This is a genomic window from Burkholderia sp. MSMB1826, from assembly GCF_001526325.1.
Classification (GTDB): Bacteria; Pseudomonadota; Gammaproteobacteria; order Burkholderiales; family Burkholderiaceae; genus Burkholderia.
The window spans coordinates 321,919-341,786 of sequence record NZ_LOYN01000015.1; the positions used below are offsets into that span (position 1 = coordinate 321,919).

Annotated in this window: 17 protein-coding genes; 10 read left to right on the plus strand and 7 right to left on the minus strand. The window is 68.1% G+C overall.

What is annotated here, in order from left to right; all coding sequences use genetic code 11:
- Positions 1-18: 18 nt before the first annotated feature.
- From WS95_RS08360 to WS95_RS08385, 6 genes are all read right to left on the minus strand, one after another.
- Positions 19-1,158, minus strand: a complete 1,140-nt coding sequence (locus WS95_RS08360) for an enoyl-CoA hydratase/isomerase family protein (RefSeq protein WP_059823269.1) — start codon at positions 1,156-1,158, stop codon at positions 19-21.
- Positions 1,155-1,946 (minus strand): enoyl-CoA hydratase, encoded by a 792-nt coding sequence (locus WS95_RS08365; protein ID WP_034204346.1) that lies wholly within the window; start codon positions 1,944-1,946, stop codon positions 1,155-1,157. The genes WS95_RS08360 and WS95_RS08365 overlap by 4 nt, the downstream gene beginning before the upstream one ends.
- Positions 1,946-2,845: a 3-hydroxyisobutyrate dehydrogenase gene (gene mmsB / locus WS95_RS08370; protein WP_059786065.1), complete on the minus strand. Its 900-nt coding sequence runs from the start codon at positions 2,843-2,845 to the stop codon at positions 1,946-1,948. Before mmsB ends, WS95_RS08365 begins: the two co-directional genes overlap by 1 nt.
- 18 nt (positions 2,846-2,863) lie before the next feature.
- Entirely contained in the window at positions 2,864-4,393 is a 1,530-nt protein-coding gene (locus tag WS95_RS08375; protein WP_034204344.1) for a CoA-acylating methylmalonate-semialdehyde dehydrogenase, read from the minus strand.
- Positions 4,394-4,504: 111 nt separating this feature from the next.
- Entirely contained in the window at positions 4,505-6,211 is a 1,707-nt protein-coding gene (locus WS95_RS08380; protein WP_059823270.1) for an AMP-binding protein, read from the minus strand.
- Positions 6,212-6,411: 200 nt separating this feature from the next.
- Positions 6,412-7,545, minus strand: a complete 1,134-nt coding sequence (locus WS95_RS08385) for an acyl-CoA dehydrogenase family protein (RefSeq protein WP_059823272.1) — start codon at positions 7,543-7,545, stop codon at positions 6,412-6,414.
- A 137-nt stretch (positions 7,546-7,682) separates the two neighbouring features.
- Between WS95_RS08385 and WS95_RS08390 the strand changes: the two genes are divergently transcribed.
- From WS95_RS08390 to WS95_RS08430, 9 genes are all read left to right on the plus strand, one after another.
- Positions 7,683-8,717 carry an AraC family transcriptional regulator gene (locus tag WS95_RS08390; RefSeq protein ID WP_059823273.1) on the plus strand — a complete coding sequence of 345 codons (1,035 nt, stop codon included), beginning with the start codon at positions 7,683-7,685 and terminating at the stop codon, positions 8,715-8,717.
- A 121-nt stretch (positions 8,718-8,838) separates the two neighbouring features.
- Positions 8,839-10,371 (plus strand): NfeD family protein, encoded by a 1,533-nt coding sequence (locus tag WS95_RS08395; RefSeq protein ID WP_059823274.1) that lies wholly within the window; start codon positions 8,839-8,841, stop codon positions 10,369-10,371.
- Positions 10,368-11,141, plus strand: a complete 774-nt coding sequence (locus WS95_RS08400) for a slipin family protein (RefSeq protein ID WP_059823276.1) — start codon at positions 10,368-10,370, stop codon at positions 11,139-11,141. The genes WS95_RS08395 and WS95_RS08400 overlap by 4 nt, the downstream gene beginning before the upstream one ends.
- 134 nt (positions 11,142-11,275) lie before the next feature.
- The gene (locus WS95_RS08405) at positions 11,276-12,322 is read left to right on the plus strand and encodes a PDDEXK nuclease domain-containing protein (RefSeq protein WP_059823277.1); all 1,047 of its coding nucleotides are present in this window, start codon (positions 11,276-11,278) and stop codon (positions 12,320-12,322) included.
- A 283-nt stretch (positions 12,323-12,605) separates the two neighbouring features.
- Positions 12,606-13,505, plus strand: coding sequence for a M24 family metallopeptidase (locus tag WS95_RS08410; protein ID WP_059823278.1), 900 nt, complete (start codon positions 12,606-12,608; stop codon positions 13,503-13,505).
- Positions 13,506-13,548: 43 nt separating this feature from the next.
- Complete coding sequence (locus tag WS95_RS08415; protein WP_059823279.1) at positions 13,549-15,336, plus strand: SDR family oxidoreductase; 1,788 nt, start codon at positions 13,549-13,551, stop codon at positions 15,334-15,336.
- Between the two features lie 35 nt (positions 15,337-15,371).
- The gene (locus WS95_RS08420; RefSeq protein WP_059823280.1) at positions 15,372-16,277 is read left to right on the plus strand and encodes a metal-dependent hydrolase; all 906 of its coding nucleotides are present in this window, start codon (positions 15,372-15,374) and stop codon (positions 16,275-16,277) included.
- Between the two features lie 102 nt (positions 16,278-16,379).
- Complete coding sequence (locus tag WS95_RS08425; RefSeq protein WP_059502430.1) at positions 16,380-16,667, plus strand: hypothetical protein; 288 nt, start codon at positions 16,380-16,382, stop codon at positions 16,665-16,667.
- 251 nt (positions 16,668-16,918) lie between these two features.
- Positions 16,919-17,293, plus strand: a complete 375-nt coding sequence (locus tag WS95_RS08430; RefSeq protein ID WP_034204333.1) for a DUF2917 domain-containing protein — start codon at positions 16,919-16,921, stop codon at positions 17,291-17,293.
- A gap of 170 nt (positions 17,294-17,463) precedes the next feature.
- On the opposite strand, the gene WS95_RS08435 is transcribed toward WS95_RS08430, so the two are convergent.
- Positions 17,464-17,742 (minus strand): hypothetical protein, encoded by a 279-nt coding sequence (locus WS95_RS08435; protein ID WP_034186190.1) that lies wholly within the window; start codon positions 17,740-17,742, stop codon positions 17,464-17,466.
- A gap of 799 nt (positions 17,743-18,541) precedes the next feature.
- Between WS95_RS08435 and WS95_RS08445 the strand changes: the two genes are divergently transcribed.
- Complete coding sequence (locus WS95_RS08445; protein WP_059823281.1) at positions 18,542-19,843, plus strand: NCS2 family permease; 1,302 nt, start codon at positions 18,542-18,544, stop codon at positions 19,841-19,843.
- Positions 19,844-19,868: the final 25 nt, after the last annotated feature.

Consider the following 19,868-nt stretch of genomic DNA (forward strand, 5'->3'; position numbering starts at 1 on the left):
CGCGTCGGCGCATGCGCATCACGCCGCGCCGAGATCGGCGAGCGGATGCGCGAACAGCTTCCACGGCGACGTCAGGAAATGCCGCACGCGCTCGGCGCGCAACTCGACGAGCGACGCGGGCGCCCAGCGCGGCTTGCGATCCTTGTCGACGAGATGCGCGCGCACGCCTTCGCAGAAGTCGCCTTCCTCGATCGCGCGCGCCACGATGCCGAGCTCCATCCGGAACGATTCCGCGAGCGTCATCTGCCGGCCGCGCAGCAGCGCCTCTCGCGTCACGGCGAGCATCGTCGGCGAATGGCTCGCGAGCGCATCGAGCGTCGCCTGCAACCATTGACGGTGCTCGCGCGCCAGCTCGTCGCGCGCCAGGTCCTGCGTGAGCGTCGCGACGATCCGCTCGACGGTCGAGCGCTTGTCGAAGTGGCGGACGATCCACGGCATCTGGCCGTCGAGCGCCGCATGCGGCACCACGTTGCACGGCGGCTCGAACACCTTGCGCAACAACGGCAGCGCGTCGCCATCCCATTTCACGCTTTCGATGCGCGTCTCGAACGTGTCGAGCCACGCGGACGGCACGCACAGGTCCGCGAGCTTCGCGCTCAGCGCGTCGGCGCCCGACAGCATCGCGCCGGTCAGCCCCACGTACAGTTCGAGTTCGGCCGGCATGCGCGACAGGAAATGCGTCGCCCCCACGTCGGGCACGAGGCCGATGCGCGTTTCCGGCATCGCGATCTTGCTGCGCTCGGTCGCGACACGCAGCGCCGCGCCCTGCGCGAGCCCCATGCCGCCGCCCATCGTCACGCCGTCCATCAGCGCGACCACCGGCTTCGGGAACGTGTGGATCGCGTAGTCGAGCCGGTATTCGTCGACGAAGAACGGCAGCCAGGTCTCGCGCTGCGCGACCATCCTGTACAGCGCGCGCACGTCGCCGCCCGCGCAGAAGCCCTTCTCGCCCGCGCCGCGCAGCACGACCGCGACGATCTGGTCGTCGTGGCGGCAGCGCTCGAACAGCGCGCTCAGCTCGCCGATCATTGCGTACGACAGCGCGTTGAGCGCGGCCGGCCGGTTCAGCGTGATCAGCGCTACGCGGTTCACCACGCGAAACAGCACCTCGGGCGCATGCTCCGCGAATGCGTCGTGATTCGTCACCGGCGTGCTCATCGTTGCGACTCCCCATCGGTGCGCCACTGCGGCGCGCGCTTGCCGAGGAACGCCGCCACGCCTTCGCGCGGATCGGCCGTGTCGAACAGGTCGACGAAGCGCTCGCGCTCGACCGCGAGCGCCGCGCCGCGCGGCACGCCGCGACGGGCGAGGCCGATCAGCTCCTTGCTGTAGCCGACCGCATGCGGGCTTTGCCGTGCGACGTTGCGCGCCAGCGCGAGCGCCGCGTCGCGCGCGGCGCCGCTTTCCACCACGTCCTCGACGAGGCCGATCCGCAGCGCGGTGGCCGCATCGACGCGCGCGCCGGTCAGGATGATCTTCTTCGCCCAGCCTTCGCCGACGAGCCAGGGCAGCGTCTGCGTGCCGAGCCCGCACGGCAGCAGGCCGACCGACGGTTCGGGCAGCGCCATCTGCGCATGCGCCTCCGCGATCCGCAGGTCGCACGCGAGCGCGCATTCGAGGCCGCCGCCCATCGCATAGCCGTTGATCGCCGCGATCGTCACGACGCGCGCATCGTGCAGCGCCTCGAACGCCGCGCCGAAGCGCGACGCCATCGCGCGCGCGACCGCGCGGTCGCCGTCGGCGAACGTGTTGAGATCGGCGCCCGCGCTGAAGAACTTCGGGCCGTCGCCGGTAATCACCAGCGCGCGCACGCGCGGGTTCGCATTCAGTTCGGCGACGGTGGCCTGCAACTGCTGCAGCCCGTCGGCGGTAAAGGCGTTCGCGGGCGGACGCTTGAGCGTCGCGCACGCGATCGCGCCGTCGTCGACGTAGTCGAGTTCGATCATCACGCGTCCTTCTTCGTGGCCGGTTGGTACAGGCGGATCACCGCCGAGAAATCGAGCTGGCCGTCGCCGCGGCTGCTCATCGTCTGGTACAGCTGCTGCGCGAGCGCGCCGAGATAGACGGGCTGGCGCGCCTGCTTCGCCGCATCGTTCGCGAGGCCGAGATCCTTCAGCATCAGGTCGGTGCCGAAGCCGCCGGAGTAGCCGCGCGACGCCGGCGCGGTCTCGATCACGCCCGGATACGGGTTGTAGGTGTCCGAACTCCAGCAGCGGCCCGTCGACGTGTTGACGATGCCGGCCAACACCTTCGGGTCGATGCCGAGCGCGACGCCGAGCGACATCGCCTCCGACACCGCCGCCATCGAGATGCCGAGCACGAGGTTGTTGCAGACCTTCGCGACCTGCCCCATGCCCGTCGCGCCGCAGTGGACGATGTTCTTGCCCATGCCGGCGAGCACGGGCTTCACGCGCTCGAAATCCGCATCGCTGCCGCCGACCATGAAGGTCAGCGTGCCGGCCGCCGCGCCGCCGGTGCCGCCCGACACCGGCGCATCGACGAACGCGCCGCCGTGCTCGCGCACCAGTGCGCCGAACGCCTGCGCGCTCGCCGGGTCGATCGTGCTCGAATCGATCACCGTCGCGCCCGCGCCGAGGCCGGCCAGCACGCCGTTCTCGCCGGACAGCACCGAGCGCACGTGCGGCGCGGCCGGCAGCATCGTGATCACGAACGTCGCGCCCGACGCCGCATCGCGCGGCGACGCGGCCGCCTGCGCGCCGGCGTCCTGCAGCGCGCGCAACGCGTCGGCGCTCAGGTCGAACGCGTGCACGTCATGGCCGGCTTTCAGCAGGTTCAGCGCCATCGGCGCACCCATGTGGCCGAGGCCGATGAATCCGATTTTCATGTTCGTTTCCTCCACCGCTCAATGCAGCCGGATCGTCGTATTCACCGGGCCGGCCGTCGTGTCGTCGTCGAACCAGCGCGCGGTGACCGTCTTGGTCTGCGTGTAGAACTGCACGACCTGCTTGCCGTACGGGCCGAGATCGCCGAGCTTCGAGCCGCGCGAACCGGTGAAGCTGAAGAACGGCACCGGCACCGGAATCGGGATGTTGATGCCGACCTGGCCGACGTCGATCTCGCTCTGGAACTTGCGCGCCGCCGCGCCGCTCTGCGTGAAGATGCCCACGCCGTTGCCCATCGGGTTCGCGTTGACGAGCGCGATCGCGTCGTCGAGCGTGTCGACCGCCATCACGACCAGCACCGGCCCGAAGATTTCATGCGTGTAGATCGACATGTCGGTCGTCACGCCGGAGAAGATCGTCGGGCCGATGAAGTTGCCGTCCTCGTAGCCGGGCACCTTCACGTCGCGACCGTCGAGTTCGAGCTTCGCGCCTTCCTTGATGCCCGCGTCGATCAGCGTCAGGATCCGCGCCTTCGCGCCGCGCGACACGACCGGGCCGACGTCGGTGCCCGCTTCGGCACCTGCATTGACCTTCAGCGCCTTCGCCTTCGCGACGATGTCGGGCAGCCACTCGCGCGCCTTGCCCACCAGCACCGCGACGGAGGTCGCCATGCAGCGCTGGCCGGCCGCGCCGAAGCCCGCGCCGACGAGCGCGTTGATCGCCTGCTCGCGGTTCGCGTCGGGCAGCACGATCGCGTGGTTCTTCGCGCCCATCATCGACTGCACGCGCTTGCCGTGCTGGCCGCCGAGGTTGTAGACGTGCGTGCCGACCGCCGTCGAACCGACGAACGAGATCGCCTTCACGAGCGGATGCGTGCAGATCGCGTCGACGACTTCCTTGCCGCCGTGCACGACGTTCAGCACGCCTTTCGGTATGCCGGCCTCGAGCGCGAGTTCGACGAGTTCCATCGTCGACATCGGGTCCTGCTCCGACGGCTTCAGCACGAACGTGTTGCCGCACACGATCGCCATCGGGAACATCCACAGCGGAATCATCGCGGGGAAATTGAACGGCGTGATGCCCGCGCACACGCCGAGCGGCTGGCGCAGCGTGTAGGTGTCGACGCCGCCCGCGACGTTCTCCGCGAATTCGCCCAGTTGCAGCGTGCCGATCGAGCATGCGTGCTCGACCACTTCGAGGCCGCGGAAGATGTCGCCTTCGGCGTCGGGAATCGTCTTGCCCTGCTCGGCCGTCAGCGTCTTCGCGATGCGCTGTTGGTTCGCGCGCACCAGATCCTGGAACTTCAGCATGATGCGCATGCGCGCGGCGATCGGCGTGTTCTTCCACGTCGCATACGCGGCGTGCGCGGCCTGCACGGCCGCGTCGACTTCCGCGACGGTCGCGAACGGCACGCGCGCGAGCACCTGCTGCGTCGCCGGGTTGACGACGTCGCGCCACTCGTCGGTGGCGGACTCGACGAAAGCGCCGTCGATCAGCAGCTTGACCGTCGGCACGTCTTGCCCCGTACGGGGCGTCGGATTCGCGTTCATCAGCGTTTTCTCCTTGCAGTGGGTCGCGGCGTGGCGGCATGCCGCCGCGCGACCGGTTCGATTCGGTGCGGGCGGCGGCCGCGGCATGCGGCGCGCACGGCCCGCGATCGGTCATTCCAGTTCGGCGGCGAAATCCTCTTCCCAGTATTCGCCGGGCATGCGCGCGGTCGCGTCGTCGCCGCGCTCGATCTCGCGGCGGCGCAGCTCGACGCGGCGGATCTTCCCCGAGATCGTCTTCGGCAGCTCCGCGAATTGCAGGCGGCGGATGCGCTTGTACGGCGCGAGCTTCTCGCGCGAGAAACGGAAGATCTCCAGCGCGAGCGCGGGGCTTTCCTCGTAGCCCTGGCGCAGCGTGACGAACGTCTTCGGCACCGACAGCCGCACCGGGTCCGGGCTCGGCACGACGGCCGCTTCCGCGATCGCCGGATGCTCGATCAGCACGCTTTCCAGTTCGAACGGGCTCAGCCGGTAGTCGGACGACTTGAACACGTCGTCCGCGCGGCCGACGTACACGTAGTAGCCGTCGTCGCGACGCATCGCGATGTCCGACGTGCGGTAGTGGCCGTCGCGCATCGCATGGGCCGTCGCGTCGGGATTGTTCGCATAGCCGTTCATCAGCCCGACCGGGCGCGCGGCGCCATCGCCGAGCGGCAGCGCGACCTCGCCTTCGCTGACGGGCGCGCCGTCCGGATCGAGCAGCGCGATCCGGTAGCCGGGCAGCGGCCGGCCCATCGAGCCCGCGACCACCGGCTGACCCGGCGAGTTGCCGATCAGGCAGGTCGTCTCGGTCTGGCCGTAGCCGTCGCGGATCGAGATGTTCCACGCCTTCTTCACGCGCTCGATGATCTCGGGATTCAGCGGCTCGCCCGCGCCGACGATCTCGCGCAGCTTCACGTCGAACGACGCGAGCGGCTGCTGCACGAGCATGCGCCACACGGTCGGCGGCGCGCACAGCGTGGTCACCCGGTATTTGACGAGCGCATCGAGCACGACCTTCGGCTCGAAGCGCGCATAGTTGAACGCGAACACGCACGCCTGCGCATTCCACGGCGCGAAGAAGCAGCTCCATGCGTGTTTCGCCCAGCCGGGCGAGCTGATGTTCCAGTGGATGTCGCCCGGCTGCAGGCCGACCCAGTACATCGTCGACAGATGGCCGACCGGATAGGTGCGGTGCGTATGCTCGACGAGCTTCGGCTTGGACGTCGTGCCCGACGTGAAGTACAGCAGCATCGGATCGTTCGCGTGCGTGACGGCGTCCGGCTCGAACGCGGCGCTCGCCGCATAGCCGTCGTTCATCGCGAGCCAGCCCGCGCGCGGCGCGCCGGCGACGATCTTTTGCGCGAGGCCGAGATCGGGCTGCTCGAACTTCGCGGTTTCGTTCTCGTCGACGATCGCGTATTTCGCGCCGCCGATGCGCACGCGGTCGCGCACGTCGTCGGGCGACAGTTGTGTGGTGGCGGGCAGCACGATCGCGCCGAGCTTCATCGCGGCCAGCATCGCGTCCCACAGCTCGACGCGGTTGGGCAGCATCAGCAGGATGCGGTCGCCGCGCACGACGCCGATCGAGCGCAGCCAGTTCGCGATCCGCGACGAACGCTCGGACATCTGCGCGAACGAATACGGATCGCCCGTGCCGGTCGCCGCATCGACGATCCACAGCGCGGGCTCGTCGTTGCCGCGCGCCATCGGGTCGAAGTAATCGAGCGCCCAGTTGAACGCGTCGAGCACCGGCCATTCGAACTCGCGGTACGCGGTGTCGTAGTCGGTGCGATGGCGCAGCAGAAAATCGCGTGCGTCCAGGAATGCCTGTACCGTCATGTGTCGTCTCCGTCCAGTCTCCATGCCCAGCGGTCAACCGGCGCACGTGCTGCAGCACCTGCCCGGCTCCGTATTGCACGGCGCACGGTCACGTCGTTGCGTGCCGTGTTCGCCGCGCTGCCCTCGTGCTTGCGTTGTATGCCTGCTTGTTCGACCGTTTGTTCGACTGCGTGACACCCCGGATGAGCGCGCGCCGCGACTCAAAGCTGTCGCGCGATCACCATCCGCTGCACTTCGCTGGTGCCTTCGTAAATCTGCGTGATGCGCGCGTCGCGATAATGACGCTCGACTTCGTAATCGACCAGATAGCCGTAGCCGCCGTGAATCTGGATCGCGTCCGAGCACACGCGCTCCGCCATCTCGGACGCGAACAGCTTCGCCTGCGACGCTTCCGACAGGCACGGCAGCCCGGCCGTGCGCAGCTTCGCCGCGTGATGCACGAGCAGGCGCGCGGCGTTGATCTGCACGGCCATGTCGGCGAGCTTCTGCTGGATCGCCTGATGCTCGGCGATCGGCTTGCCGAACTGCACGCGCTCGCCCGCATAGCGGCGCGCCTTGTCGAATGCGGCGCGCGCGATGCCGAGCGCCTGCGCGGCGATGCCGATGCGCCCGCCTTCGAGGTTCGACAACGCGATCTTCAGCCCTTCGCCGCGATTGCCGAGCAGGTTCTCCTCGGGAATCGCGCAGTTCTCGAACGTGATCGGGCAGGTGTCGGACGCGCGGATGCCCATTTTCCTCTCGGGCTTGCCCACGATGAAACCCGGCATGTCGGTCGGCACCAGGAACGCGGAAATGCCGCGCTTGCCGGCTTCCGGATCGGTCATGGCAAAAACGATCGCGACGCCCGCGCGCTGGCCATTGGTCACGAACTGCTTCGCGCCGTTCAGCACCCACTTGCCGTCGCGCAACTCGGCGCGCGTACGCAGGTTGTTCGCCTCGGAGCCGGCATGCGGCTCGGTCAGGCAGAATGCGCCGATCACGCGGCCGGCCGCCATGTCGGCCAGCCAGCGATCCTTCTGCGCGGGCGTGCCGAAGCCGAGGATCGGCCCGCAGCCGACCGAGTTGTGCACGCTCATCATCGTCGCGCACGCGGCGTCGCCGGCCGCCACTTCCTCCATCGCCAGCGCATAGGCCACGTAATCCGTATACGAGCCGCCCAGTTCCTGCGGCACGATCATCCCGAGCAGGCCCAGTTCGCCGAGCTGCGCGACGATCGCGTCGGGCAGGTGCGCGTCGCGGTCCCACTGCGCGGCGTTCGGCGCCAGCACCTCGGTGGCAAAAGCGCGCGCGGCATCGCGGATCATCCGCTGGTCTTCGGTGTAAAGCTCGTCCATGGTGCTGCAGTCTCCCGCGGCCGCCGGGCGCGACCGTCCTTGCGTTTCGATGCAACAAGTGTAGGCAAGCACGCGCGACTGTTCGATGCTCGCGTCGCTCATTTACACTGAGCGTTTTTGCCATACCGGCGACACCGATGAAGCAGGAAGACAAGGGAACCGTCGCGATCGGCCTCGTCGCGTACAGCGTCGCGCTGGCCACGCGCCGCGGCGTCGCGGCCGAGCCGTTGCTCGCGCAGGCCGGCATCGCGCCCGCGCTGCTCGGGCAGCCGCGCGCACGCGTGTCCGCGCAGCAATATGGCGCGTTGTGGAACGCGATCGCGCGCACGCTCGACGACGAGTTTTTCGGGCAGGATCGTCACCCGATGCGCAGCGGCAGCTTCATCGCGATGAGCCAGGCCGCGCTGTCCGCGCGCGACGGGCTGCACGCGATGGCGCGCGCGGTGAACTTCATGCACTGCGTGCTCGACGACTTGCACGCGGAGCTCGACGCAAACCCGCAACGCGTGCGGCTGCGTTTCGTGCACCGCAACAACGGCGCGACGCCCGCGATGTTCACGTACGCGACCTATTTCATCATCGTCTACGGCCTCACCTGCTGGCTGATCGGCCGGCGCATTCCGCTGCTGCATGCGAGCTTCCGTTGCGACACGCCGCCCGCCGATCACGAATATCCGTCGATGTTCTGCGACGACATGCGTTTCAACGAGCCCGATTCGTATGTCGATTTCGATCCCGAATTCGCGACGCTGCCGGTCGTGCAGAACGCGAAGACGCTGAAAACGTTTCTGCGCAACGCGCCGGCCAGCTTCATCGTCAAGTACCGCAACCCGAACGCGCTCGCGCAGCGCGTGCGCGCGGTGCTGCGCGGGATGCCGCCCGCCGCGTGGCCGGGCGCGGGCGGGATGGCCGCGCGGCTGCACGTGGCCGAGGCCACGCTGCGCCGCAAGCTGCACCAGGAAGGCCACGCGTACCAGTCGATCAAGGACACGCTGCGGCGCGATCTCGCGTTCGAGGCGCTGGCCGACCCCGCACGCACGATCGCCGACGTCGCGGCCGCGACCGGATTCGCGGAGCCGAGCGCGTTCTACCGCGCGTTCCGCAAATGGAGCGGACGCAGTCCGGCCGACTATCGCGACGAAGTGCTCGCGCGCGGCGGCGGCGCCAGCTGAATCCGGCCGGCGCGGCCGCACCTTCGCGCTTTCCGCCGAAACCGCCTAATCTTCAGGTATCGGGCCCACGCCCTTTCCGCAAGCCGGACGGCACGCGGTCGTGCGCCGCCCGGACGTCCCGATGCGCTTTCACCGTCATGGGCCGCCGCCGGCCTCTGCCGCGCCCGACGGCCGCCCCCGTCACCCGCTGTCCGCGCGGGTCGCGCGCGCCGCGCTGTTCGCGGCGCTGCTCGTCGTATGCGCCGCGCTCGCCGCACCGCCATCGGCCGACGCGCCGGCCGCGCGTCCGGTCGTCGTGATTCCCGTCAATGGCGCGATCGGCCCGGCCAGTGCCGATTTCATCGTGCGTTCGCTCGAGCGCGCGGCCCGCGAGCACGCGCCGCTCGCGATCCTGCAGCTCGACACGCCCGGCGGCCTCGATACGTCGATGCGGCAGATCATCAAGGCCATCCTCGGCTCGCCGGTGCCGGTCGCCGCGTTCGTCGCGCCGGGCGGCGCGCGGGCGGCGAGCGCGGGCACCTACATCGTCTATGCGAGCCACTTCGCGGCGATGGCGCCCGGCACCAATCTCGGCGCGGCGTCGCCCGTGCAGTTCGGCATCGGCGGCGCCGCGCCGCCGGGTGCGCCACCCGGTGCATCGGGCGCATCGGGCGCATCCGCCACCGCCGCCGCGCTGCCGACCGACACGCAATCGACCGAGATCCGCAAGGCGATGCAGGACGCGTCCGCGTACATCCGCGGCCTCGCGCAGTTGCGCGGGCGCAATGCGCAATGGGCCGAGCGCGCGGTGCGCGAGGCCGTGAGCCTGTCGGCGAACGAGGCGCGCATGCAGCACGTCGTCGACCTGATCGCGCAGGATCCGGCCGATCTCGCGCGCCAGCTCGACGGCCGCGCCGCGACGACCACCGCCGGCACGCCGCATCTCGCGACCGCGCACGCCCCGCTCGTCGTGCTCGCGCCGGACTGGCGCAGCCGCTTCCTGGCGATCATCGCCGATCCGAACGTCGCGCTGATCCTGCTGACCATCGGCATCTACGGCCTCTTCTTCGAATTCGCGAACCCCGGCTTCGTGCTGCCGGGCGTCGCCGGCACGATCTGCCTGCTGGTCGGGCTGTTCGCGATGCAGTTGCTGCCGGTCAGCTATGCGGGCCTCGGCCTCGTGCTGCTCGGGCTCGGCTGCCTCGTCGCCGAGGCATTCCTGCCGACCTTCGGCGTGCTCGGGTTCGGCGGAATCGTCGCGTTCACGATCGGCGCGCTGATGCTGATCGACACCGACGTGCCCGGCTACGGAATTCCGTGGCCCGTGATCGCGAGCCTCGCGCTCGGCGGCGGGCTGCTCGTCGCGGGCGTGTCGAGCGTCGCGCTGCGCGCGCGGCGCCGCCCGGTCGTGACGGGCGCCGAGGCCATGCTCGGCAGCATCGGCGAAGTGCTCGACGACGGCCTGCATCCGGACCAGCCGAACGACGCGGCCGGCGCCCCGCCGTCGGCCGCCGGCTGGGCGCTCGTGCACGGCGAGCGCTGGCGCGTGGCCAGCCGCACGCCGCTGGCCGCCGGCTGCCGCGTGCGCGTCACCGGCCGCCACGGGCTGACGCTGACGGTCGCGCCGCTCTACGACGTGCCCGCCCCCGCCCATCCCCAGGGAGAACCTTCATGATCGGTTACACGTTCGGCTTCAGCAGCGTCCTGATCGTCTTCGTCGTGGTGCTCGTCGCGTCGTCGATCCGCATCTTTCGCGAATACGAGCGCGGCGTCGTGTTCATGCTCGGCCGGTTCTGGAAAGTGAAGGGGCCGGGGCTCGTGCTGATCATCCCGATCGTCCAGCAGGTCGTGCGGATCGACCTGCGCACCGTCGTGTTCGACGTGCCGCCGCAGGACGTGATCACGCGCGACAACGTGTCGGTGAAGGTCAACGCGGTCGTGTATTTCCGTGTCGTCGATCCGGAGAAGGCCGTGATCCAGGTCGCGCGCTTCTTCGACGCGACGAGCCAGCTCTCGCAGACGACGTTGCGTTCGGTACTCGGCAAGCACGACCTCGACGCACTGCTGGCCGAGCGCGAGCAACTGAACGCCGACATCCAGAAGACGCTCGACGCGCAGACGGACGCGTGGGGGATCAAGGTGTCGACGGTCGAGATCAAGCACGTCGACCTGAACGAGACGATGATCCGCGCGATCGCGCGGCAGGCCGAAGCCGAGCGCGAGCGGCGCGCGAAAGTGATTCACGCGGAAGGCGAATTGCAGGCGTCGGAGAAGCTGCTGCAGGCCGCGCAGCGGCTCGCGCAGCAGCCGCAGGCGATGCAGTTGCGCTATCTGCAGACGTTGACGACGATCGCCGCGGACAAGAATTCGACGATCGTGTTCCCGCTGCCGATCGATCTGCTGGGGGCGTTGCTGGAGCGGTTGGGAGGGAAGCGGGAGGGGTAAGAGAGAAAAAACAGTCCTGACGACAAGGAAGCTTCTCGATCGAAGCCTGCCGATCGGCAGGCATTGCTCTTGGCCCTGCTCGCCCGGGATAATGAGGCCATGTCCCCGGAACGCGTACCTACGCCAATCATTGCATGATCGATTCCCTGCCAACGGGCCCTTGGAGCGACGACGACTACCGACACTGGCTGGCGGTGCTCAAGCAGCGGGTGACGCACGCACGCCAGCAAGCAGTTGCCAGCGCGAATCGGGAACTTGTCTCGCTGTACTGGCAGATTGGCCACGACATCCTCGAGCGCCAACAGCGCCAAGGGTGGGGAGCAAAGGTGATCGACCGGCTCGCGCGGGATCTGAAAGCAGCGTTCCCCGACATGCAGGGCTTCTCTCCACGAAACCTCAAATATATGCGGGCATTGGCGCAGGCGTGGCCGACACCGGCAATTGTGCAACAGGCCGTTGCACAATTGCCTTGGTCCCATGTCGTGACACTTCTCGACAAGGTCAAGGAGTCAGCGGCACGCGACTGGTATGCAGGCAAGTCACTTGAAAACGGGTGGTCGCGCAACGTGCTTGCAATGCAGATCGATACGCACGCGCATCTCCGCGCCGGAGCTGCAGTAACAAATTTCGACGTCCGGCTACCACCGCCTCAGTCGGATCTAGCGCGCGAGGCGCTGAAGGATCCTTACGTATTCGACTTTCTGGGGCTGACCGACGATGCGCAGGAACGCGACATCGAGCAGGCACTCACACGCCACATCACGCGCTTTTTACTGGAGCTCGGGGCGGGTTTCGCATTTGTCGGCCGTCAGTATCGGCTGGTAGTCGGTGGTGACGAGTTCTTCATCGATCTGCTCTTCTATCACTTGAAACTACGCAGCTACGTCGTGGTCGAGTTGAAAGCGACGCCATTTCGCCCGGAATACGCGGGGCAACTCAATTTCTATTTATCTGCGGTCGACGCCGAACTGAAAGCGCCGGACGATCAACCGACGATCGGCTTGCTGTTGTGTCGCGAGAAAAACCGACTCGTCGCCGAGTATGCGCTACGCGGCATGACCAACCCGATGGGGGTCGCTGAATATGAACTCCTGCGGCATGTGCCGGCATCGCTCGAATCCGGTCTGCCATCGATCGATCAGATCGAAGCAGAATTGGGGTCAGAATTACCCGACGAGTGACGGAAACGGATCCTCACTCCGCGAGTCATGCCCCGATCTTCCTGAATACCTAGAGCTTCTCCTCCATTTCCCCCCTCCATTAGGACAAATCCTCACCCCACGGGGCTGGCGCGTTTTCCGGAACCGTCTATGATAATTACATTGCTCAATGGCACATTAAATGCTGACTGAATAACGCGTGACGGCGGATGCCGGCGCGCGCATTCCGGATCGGCACCCCGCGAAGAACAGGACTCGAGTAAGCGCCGATGCGCCAACTCCGGTCGACCCATGGAGACGCATCATGACCGCCCACCACCCGCTGCCGGAAGTCCATCTCGACGAACTGCCGCAATTCCGCGCGGTCCAGCAGCTGGCGTACCGCTGCGTCGAAACCGTCGGCGCGATGCTGTACCCCGGCATCACCGAGAAGGAAGCCGCGCGCCTCCTGACCGAATGGCTGCAGGACAACGGCGTGCACGACTGGCTGCACAAGCCGTTCGCGTGGTTCGGCGACCGCACCGCGTTCGAGGGCTTCTCCGGCCTCAAGCACATGGGCGGCTTCAATCTCGCGTTCTTCCCGAGCAGCCGCCAGCTCGAAACCGACATGCCGGTGATCCTCGACGTCGCGCCGGTGCTCGACGGCATCGTCGCCGATGTCGGCTACGCGCACTGCCTAGGCCGCAACCCGATCCTCGAGCAGTTGCAGGACGACCTGATGGACCATCGCGACATGATCGTGCGGCTCGTGAAGGCGCGCCGGTCGATGGCGGAAGTCGCGCAGGAAGTCGACGCGCTGTGCCGCCGCCAGGGCGTCGAGCCGCGCCACAAGGCCTACCCGTTCAAGGTGCTCGCGCATCGTGTCGCGAAGATCCACAAGCTGTCGAAGCCGCGCTTCGTCGCCCGCTTCGGGCTGAACGCGACGCGCAACCTGCTGCTCGACCAGGGCCGCGCGGCGAAGCAGCAAGGTTGGTCGCCGCTGTGGTCGATCGACCGCCGCTCCGAGCATGCGCCCGTGCCGGGCCTGTGGGCCGTCGAGCCGCATCTCGGCTTCGCCGGCGTCGGCGCGAAATTCGAGGAGCTGCTGGTGATCACCGACGACGACGCGTACTGGCTCGACGACGATCTGCCGCACGTGCGCCGCTGGCGCCGCCGCCAGGCCGAGCGCGCGCAGGCCGCGGCGAACGTGCCGGCCGCCGCCTGACCCACCCGCCCCTCCTCCCGACTCCCTGAACGACGGACTCACGATGCAACCTCTTTCCGACGAAGCGCCGCTGGCCCTGTTCGAATCGGTTCACGGCGAAACGGCGGTCGCCTCCGGCGACCTGACGCTCGCGGTCAGGACCTGGGGCGACCCGGCCCGCTCGCCGGTCGTGCTCGTGCACGGCTATCCCGACGACAGCAGCGTCTGGCAGCACGTCGCGCCGCTGCTCGCGCGCCGGCACTACGTGATCGCGTACGACGTGCGCGGCGCGGGCCTGTCCGGCGCACCGAGGCGCACGGCCGACTACCATCTCGCGAAGCTGACCGACGATTTCGTCGCGGTGATCGATGCGCTCTGCCCGGGCCGCGCCGTGCACCTCGTCGCCCACGACTGGGGCTCGATCCAGGGCTGGGAATTCGTCACCGATCCGCGCCTCGATGGCCGCATCGCATCGTACACGTCGTGCTCGGGGCCATGCCTCGACCACGTGGGCTATTGGCTGCGCGAACGCGTGCTGCGCCCGACGCCCGCGTCGCTGGCCACGCTCGGCGGCCAGCTCGTGCGCTCGTGGTACGTGTATCTGTTCCACCTGCCGTTCATCCCCGAGCTCGGCTGGCGGCTGTGGCTCGGCCGCGCGTGGCCGGGCCTGCTGCGCCGGCTCGAGAAAACGCCCGCCGCGCCGCGCCCGACCCAGGCCGACGACGGCGCGCGCGGCGTACGCCTCTATCGCGCGAACTTCATCCGCTGCCTGTTCGCGCCGCGCGAGCGCCATGCGCACGCGCCGGTGCAGACGATCGTGCCGCTCGGCGACAAATACGTGAGCCCCGCGCTGTCCGAAAACCTGTCGCGCTGGGTGCCGCAGTACTACCGCCGCGAAGTCGCGGCCGGCCACTGGCTGCCGCTCGCCGATCCCGCGCGCTTCGCGGATCTCGCCGGGCAATTGATCGACGCGGTCGAATCCGGCAACGAGCCGCCAGCGCTCGCGAACGCGCGCCGCCGCGCAACCAGCGGGCGCTTCGACGGCAAGGTTGCGGTCGTCACCGGCGCGGGCAGCGGGATCGGCCGCTGCGCGGCGCTGGCCTTCGCTCGCGAAGGCGCGACCGTCGTCGCATGCGACATCGATCTCGCGAGCGCCGAGCGCACCGCGCTGCTCATCGGGCTGACCGGCGCGCACGCGCAGGCGAAACGTGTCGACGTCGGGTCCGCCGACGAAATGGAAGCGCTCGCGACCTGGGTCGGCGGCGAACTCGGCGGCGCGGACATCGTGATCAACAACGCGGGCATCGGCATGGCCGGCGGCATCCTCGACACGGGCACGCGGGACTGGGAGCGCATCCTGCACGTGAACCTGTGGGGCGTGATCCACGGCTCGCGGCTGTTCGCTCGGCAGATGGCCGCGCGCGGCACCGGCGGGCACATCGTCAATACCGCGTCGGCCGCCGCGTTCGGCCCGTCGCGCGACCTGCCCGCCTATGCGACGACGAAGGCCGCGGTGCTGATGCTCAGCGAATGCATGCGCGCGGAACTCGCGGAGCAAGGCATCGGCGTGACGGCCGTGTGCCCCGGCTTCGCGGAGACCGGGATCATGGCGTCGACGCACTACGCAGGCGCCAGCGCACAGGACGAAGCGCGGCTGCGCAAGCGCGCGACCAGGCTGTACCAGATGCGCGGCCTGAAACCCGAAACCGTCGCGCGGGCGATGGTCGACGGCGTGCTGCGCAACCGCCCCGTCGTGGCGGTCGGCGGCGAAGCGCACGCGATGCGTTTCGTCGGCCGCTTCATGCCGTGGCTGGGCCGGATGATCGCCCGCGTCAGCATGGCATCGCATTGACGGCGCACGACGCCGCACCGAGACAGGGAGACGACATGACCGATACCGCCGACTACCACAAGATCAAGGCCCGGCACGTGAAGTTCGACTTCAGCGATACGCCGATCACCTGGGTGCCGAACGATCCGGGCAGCACGCACATCATCAACACGCTGAACCTGCTGTTCCCGGAAGGCGAACTGTGGTTCTGCCGCGTGTACAACAAGGCGCTGCCGCTGATCGCCGATGCACGCCTGCGCGACGAAGCCGAAGGCTTCCTGCGGCAGGAGGCCGTGCATTCGCGTTCGCACGGCGGCGTGCTGAAGCACTACTACGAGCGCCACGGCATCGACACGAAGCCGTTCACGCAGAGGCTCAACCGGTTGTTCACGCGCGTGCTCGGCGAGCAGCCGCTGGGGCTGAAGATCGGCCATACGCGCTTCTGGCTGCGGCAGCAACTGGCCGTGATCGCGTCGCTCGAGCATTTCTTCGGCTATCTCGGCAACTGGGTGCTCAACGCGCACGGCCTCGACGAAGGCCGCGCCGACCCCACGATGGTCGACCTGCTGCGCTGGCACGGCGCCGAGGAAGTCGAGCACCGCACCGTCGCGTTCGACATCTACCGGCACATGGGCGGCACCTATCCGGAGCGCTGCGTGCACATGGCGTTCGTGATCGTGCTGCTGCTCTACTACATCACGACCGGCGCGAAGTTCATGTACCGGCGCGATCCGGACGCCGGCCGCTATCCGGGCTTCGTGCTCGCGTGGCGGCAGGGTTCGCGGCGCGGGCACCTGCCGTCGTTCTGGAAGGTGATCGGCGCGGCGCTGCGCTATTTCAAGCCGGGCTATACGCCGCACCACGAAGGCTCGACCGAGCAGGCGCTCGCCTACCTCGCGCGCTCCCCTGCCGCGCAGGCGGCCGCGCATGGCGGCAACTGGGGCACGACGAAAGGCGCGTGAGCGGATGCGCGGGCGGCGTCGCAAGCGGGGGCGCGATGGCGCCGCCGGGCGGCGTCCGCCGAAATGCGTACAATCGCGGCTTCAATTCCCGGAGGTGCCGCGATGGCCATGAAGAAAACCGATCTAGAAAAGAACAAGGCGCTCAAGCTGACGCACGCGATGAAGCAGTCGAGCTCCGCGCGTTTCGGCAAGGGCGCCGAAGAAGCGGCGAAGCTGGACCGCCGCGCACAGCGCAAGCTCGACCAGGAACAGGGCCTCGTGCCGTTCGCGTGCAAGCTCAACGCCGAGCTCGTCGAGCAGCTGAAGGCGCGCGCCGCCGACCACCCGAACGGGATGACGGGCCTGCTGTCCGAACTGCTCGTGAACGGGCTCGCGCAACGCGACGCGTGATCGCCGCCCATCTCGAAAATAGTCGTTGACAACGCCGCGCGCCGACAACAGAATCGTTCGCATGCCTACGTTCAAGCTCATCGCCATCGCGAATCATTGCCCGGTGAACATTCGAAAGAATGGATCACGGGAGGCGCTTGTGCGTTAGCAATCGAGCAGTACCGCATGTCACACAAGGCCTCACCGGAAACGGATGAGGCCTTTTTGTTCTGGTGCACGTCATCCGTCCGGCTCACTGAATGGAGAAGACGATGGACCAGGCAAGCCCGCTGTTCGAACGCCGCGATCGGCGCCACGCCGGCACGATCGCGTTACCGACCGTCGTGATCCGCTTCGCGGTCGCGCCGCGCACGACACTGACCTGGCGCGCGCCCAGCGATGCGGAAATTCGTGCGCACGGCGCGCCGCTGTGGATCACGCGCCCACCGAGCATCGACGACTACTGGGTACGCCCCGGCGACGTGCTGCGCATCGCACGCGGCGATCGCATCTGGCTCGGCACCGACGATGACGCGGCGGCCGAAGCGTCGATCACGACGGCCTACGTGCGGCGCGGCGAGCGGCTGAGACGCGCGCTCGCGCCACTACAACGTTTGCTCGTCGGACGATGGCGAAGAAGGGATTGACGACGTGAGCGCGCGCGCAACGGCAAACCGTGGCGTGCGGAATCACGGTATCCGGAAACGGACGCACCCGCGGCGCAACGCGCCGCAGGTGCGCATCGAAGGACGCGGCACGCCGGTGCGTGCCGCGCGCGATCGCGCGCCGTGCGCAGCGAGGGGATGCAGCGGGTGCATCAGGTGCTGGCGGCGAGACGCGGGCCCGTGCTTCGGGGCGTGGAATCGACGTCGGGACGTTGCGCGGCCTGCGAGGTCACCCACGGATCGATGCCCTGCTTCTGCACCTCTTCGAGGAATGACACACGTGTGCGCCAGTAATCCGCCTGTAATTTCGCATCGATGACGCGCTGTTCGGCTGCGAACAGTTCCATGCGCGCCGTCACGAGCATCGACGCGGCGGTTTTTTCCGGCGTGGGGGCGTGTCGCATCGCCCAGCGGCTGATCCAGTTCAACATGCTGACCTCCGTGATTACGGACGAACCCGCATCGGGCAATCGCAACCGGCCGTGCCTAACCGGCCGTGCCTGCCCAAACGCGCAACGGCCTTGACCGCCATTCACCGCCTGGCCTGCACGGACTGCGACTCCCCCGCGTCGGCAATGACCGGCCGCGTGTGCATGCGCGGTGTGTCTATCCTAGAAAGACTTGCCGGTTTACGCGATGGGGTCTTGCAATCTTTTACACAGAAACCACAGTCGCCCCCGCATCGCGAAATGACAGTTGCGGACGGGACGGCTTCGGCGCACGATTGCCCGATACCTTCAATCGCCTGGACTGACGAATGGCCGCCGCACGCGGCCGCCGCGCGAACGCACCGGCCGCGCACGCACGTTTGCGTGCACGCGCCGCATGCACCGCGTTCGTGCAGCATGCGAGCGCCCCGTTTCAGTCGCATGTCATCGCGCCGGCCGCGTGCGGCGCTGCCGGCGTGCCGTTGCGCACGCATCGGCTGGCGTCGTGCGCCGGCCCGTGCCCCTTCCACTCGTTTCCCCCGTTCCCCCGTTTCAGCCATTTCTGCCGGCCCGTGGCCCGCGAACCGGTAAAATGCGCGCCTTCGTCGCGCGGGCGGGCTGCCCGACCGTTCGCGCGCAGGCAATCGATCGTGCCCTCCAACTATATCGTCCGAGCTATCCGCGCTATTACAATCCGCCGATAGCCGGACAATAGTGGCTGGTTACAGTGAGCCGGCCGCGCTGCCTGTACAACAAATCGGCACAACAATCAACACGACAACCCGACCGGAGAAACGCCTTCATGGAATCCATCAAGCGGTATTTCGGCTTCGCTGAAGCCGGCACCGACTTCCGCACCGAAATACTCGCGGGCGTCACCACGTTCCTGACGATGGCCTACATCATCTTCGTCAACCCCGCGATCCTCGGCGACGCCGGCATGCCGAAGGAATCCGTGTTCGTCGCGACCTGCCTCGTCGCGGCGCTGGCGTCGATCATCATGGGGCTGTACGCGAACTACCCGATCGCCTGCGCGCCCGGCATGGGCCTGAACGCGTATTTCGCGTACACGGTCGTCAAGGGAATGGGCTTCACGTGGCAGGCCGCGCTCGGCGCCGTGTTCATTTCCGGCTGCCTGTTCCTGCTCGTCACGCTGTTCCGCGTGCGCGAGGCGATCGTCAACGGCATTCCGAAATCGCTGCGGATTTCCATTACCGCCGGCATCGGCCTGTTCCTCGGCATCATCTCGCTGAAGACGTCGGGCGTGATCGTCGGCAACCCGGCCACGCTCGTCACGCTCGGCGATCTGCACAAGCCCACGACGATCCTCGCGATCGTCGGCTTCTTCACGATCGTCACGCTCGACCACCTGCGCGTGCGCGGCGCGATCCTGATCGGCATCATCGGCGTGACGGTCCTGTCGTTCTTCTTCGGCGGCAACCAGTTCCACGGCGTGTTCTCCGCGCCGCCGTCGATCGATGCGACGCTGTTCAAGCTCGACATCCGCGCCGCGCTGTCGACCGGCATCATCAACGTGATCCTCGTGTTCTTCCTCGTCGAGCTGTTCGACGCGACGGGCACGCTGATGGGCGTCGCGAATCGCGCGGGCCTGCTCGTCGAAGGCAAGATGCACCGCCTGAACAAGGCGCTGCTCGCCGACAGCACGGCGATCGTCGCGGGCTCGGTGCTCGGCACGTCGTCGACCACCGCGTATATCGAAAGCGCGTCGGGCGTGCAGGCCGGCGGCCGCACCGGCGTGACGGCCATCACCGTCGCGGTGCTGTTCCTCGCGTGCCTGTTCATCGCGCCGCTCGCCGGCGTCGTGCCGGCCTACGCGACCGCGCCCGCGCTGCTGTACGTGTCGTGCCTGATGCTGCGCGAGATGGTCGAGGTGCCGTGGGACGACGCGACGGAAGCCGTGCCGGCCGCGCTGACCGCGCTGCTGATGCCGTTCACGTACTCGATCGCGAACGGTGTCGCGTTCGGCTTCATCGCGTACGGCGGCCTCAAGCTGCTGACGGGCCAGGGCCGCACGGTCAAGCCGATCGTGTGGATCATCGCGGCCGTGTTCCTGTTTCGCTTCTTCTATCTCGGCAGCGAGTAAGCGAAGCGCATCGCTGCACTGCGCG

Bases quoted from the DNA above. Each gene is read 5' to 3' on its own strand.
- WS95_RS08360 (WP_059823269.1), bottom strand. From the start codon at position 1,158: ATGAGCACGCCGGTGACGAATCACGACGCATTCGCGGAGCATGCGCCC.
- WS95_RS08365 (WP_034204346.1), bottom strand. From the start codon at position 1,946: ATGATCGAACTCGACTACGTCGACGACGGCGCGATCGCGTGCGCGACG.
- mmsB (WP_059786065.1), bottom strand. From the start codon at position 2,845: ATGAAAATCGGATTCATCGGCCTCGGCCACATGGGTGCGCCGATGGCG.
- WS95_RS08375 (WP_034204344.1), bottom strand. From the start codon at position 4,393: ATGAACGCGAATCCGACGCCCCGTACGGGGCAAGACGTGCCGACGGTC.
- WS95_RS08380 (WP_059823270.1), bottom strand. From the start codon at position 6,211: ATGACGGTACAGGCATTCCTGGACGCACGCGATTTTCTGCTGCGCCAT.
- WS95_RS08385 (WP_059823272.1), bottom strand. From the start codon at position 7,545: ATGGACGAGCTTTACACCGAAGACCAGCGGATGATCCGCGATGCCGCG.
- WS95_RS08390 (WP_059823273.1), top strand. From the start codon at position 7,683: ATGAAGCAGGAAGACAAGGGAACCGTCGCGATCGGCCTCGTCGCGTAC.
- WS95_RS08395 (WP_059823274.1), top strand. From the start codon at position 8,839: ATGCGCTTTCACCGTCATGGGCCGCCGCCGGCCTCTGCCGCGCCCGAC.
- WS95_RS08400 (WP_059823276.1), top strand. From the start codon at position 10,368: ATGATCGGTTACACGTTCGGCTTCAGCAGCGTCCTGATCGTCTTCGTC.
- WS95_RS08405 (WP_059823277.1), top strand. From the start codon at position 11,276: ATGATCGATTCCCTGCCAACGGGCCCTTGGAGCGACGACGACTACCGA.
- WS95_RS08410 (WP_059823278.1), top strand. From the start codon at position 12,606: ATGACCGCCCACCACCCGCTGCCGGAAGTCCATCTCGACGAACTGCCG.
- WS95_RS08415 (WP_059823279.1), top strand. From the start codon at position 13,549: ATGCAACCTCTTTCCGACGAAGCGCCGCTGGCCCTGTTCGAATCGGTT.
- WS95_RS08420 (WP_059823280.1), top strand. From the start codon at position 15,372: ATGACCGATACCGCCGACTACCACAAGATCAAGGCCCGGCACGTGAAG.
- WS95_RS08425 (WP_059502430.1), top strand. From the start codon at position 16,380: ATGGCCATGAAGAAAACCGATCTAGAAAAGAACAAGGCGCTCAAGCTG.
- WS95_RS08430 (WP_034204333.1), top strand. From the start codon at position 16,919: ATGGACCAGGCAAGCCCGCTGTTCGAACGCCGCGATCGGCGCCACGCC.
- WS95_RS08435 (WP_034186190.1), bottom strand. From the start codon at position 17,742: ATGTTGAACTGGATCAGCCGCTGGGCGATGCGACACGCCCCCACGCCG.
- WS95_RS08445 (WP_059823281.1), top strand. From the start codon at position 18,542: ATGGAATCCATCAAGCGGTATTTCGGCTTCGCTGAAGCCGGCACCGAC.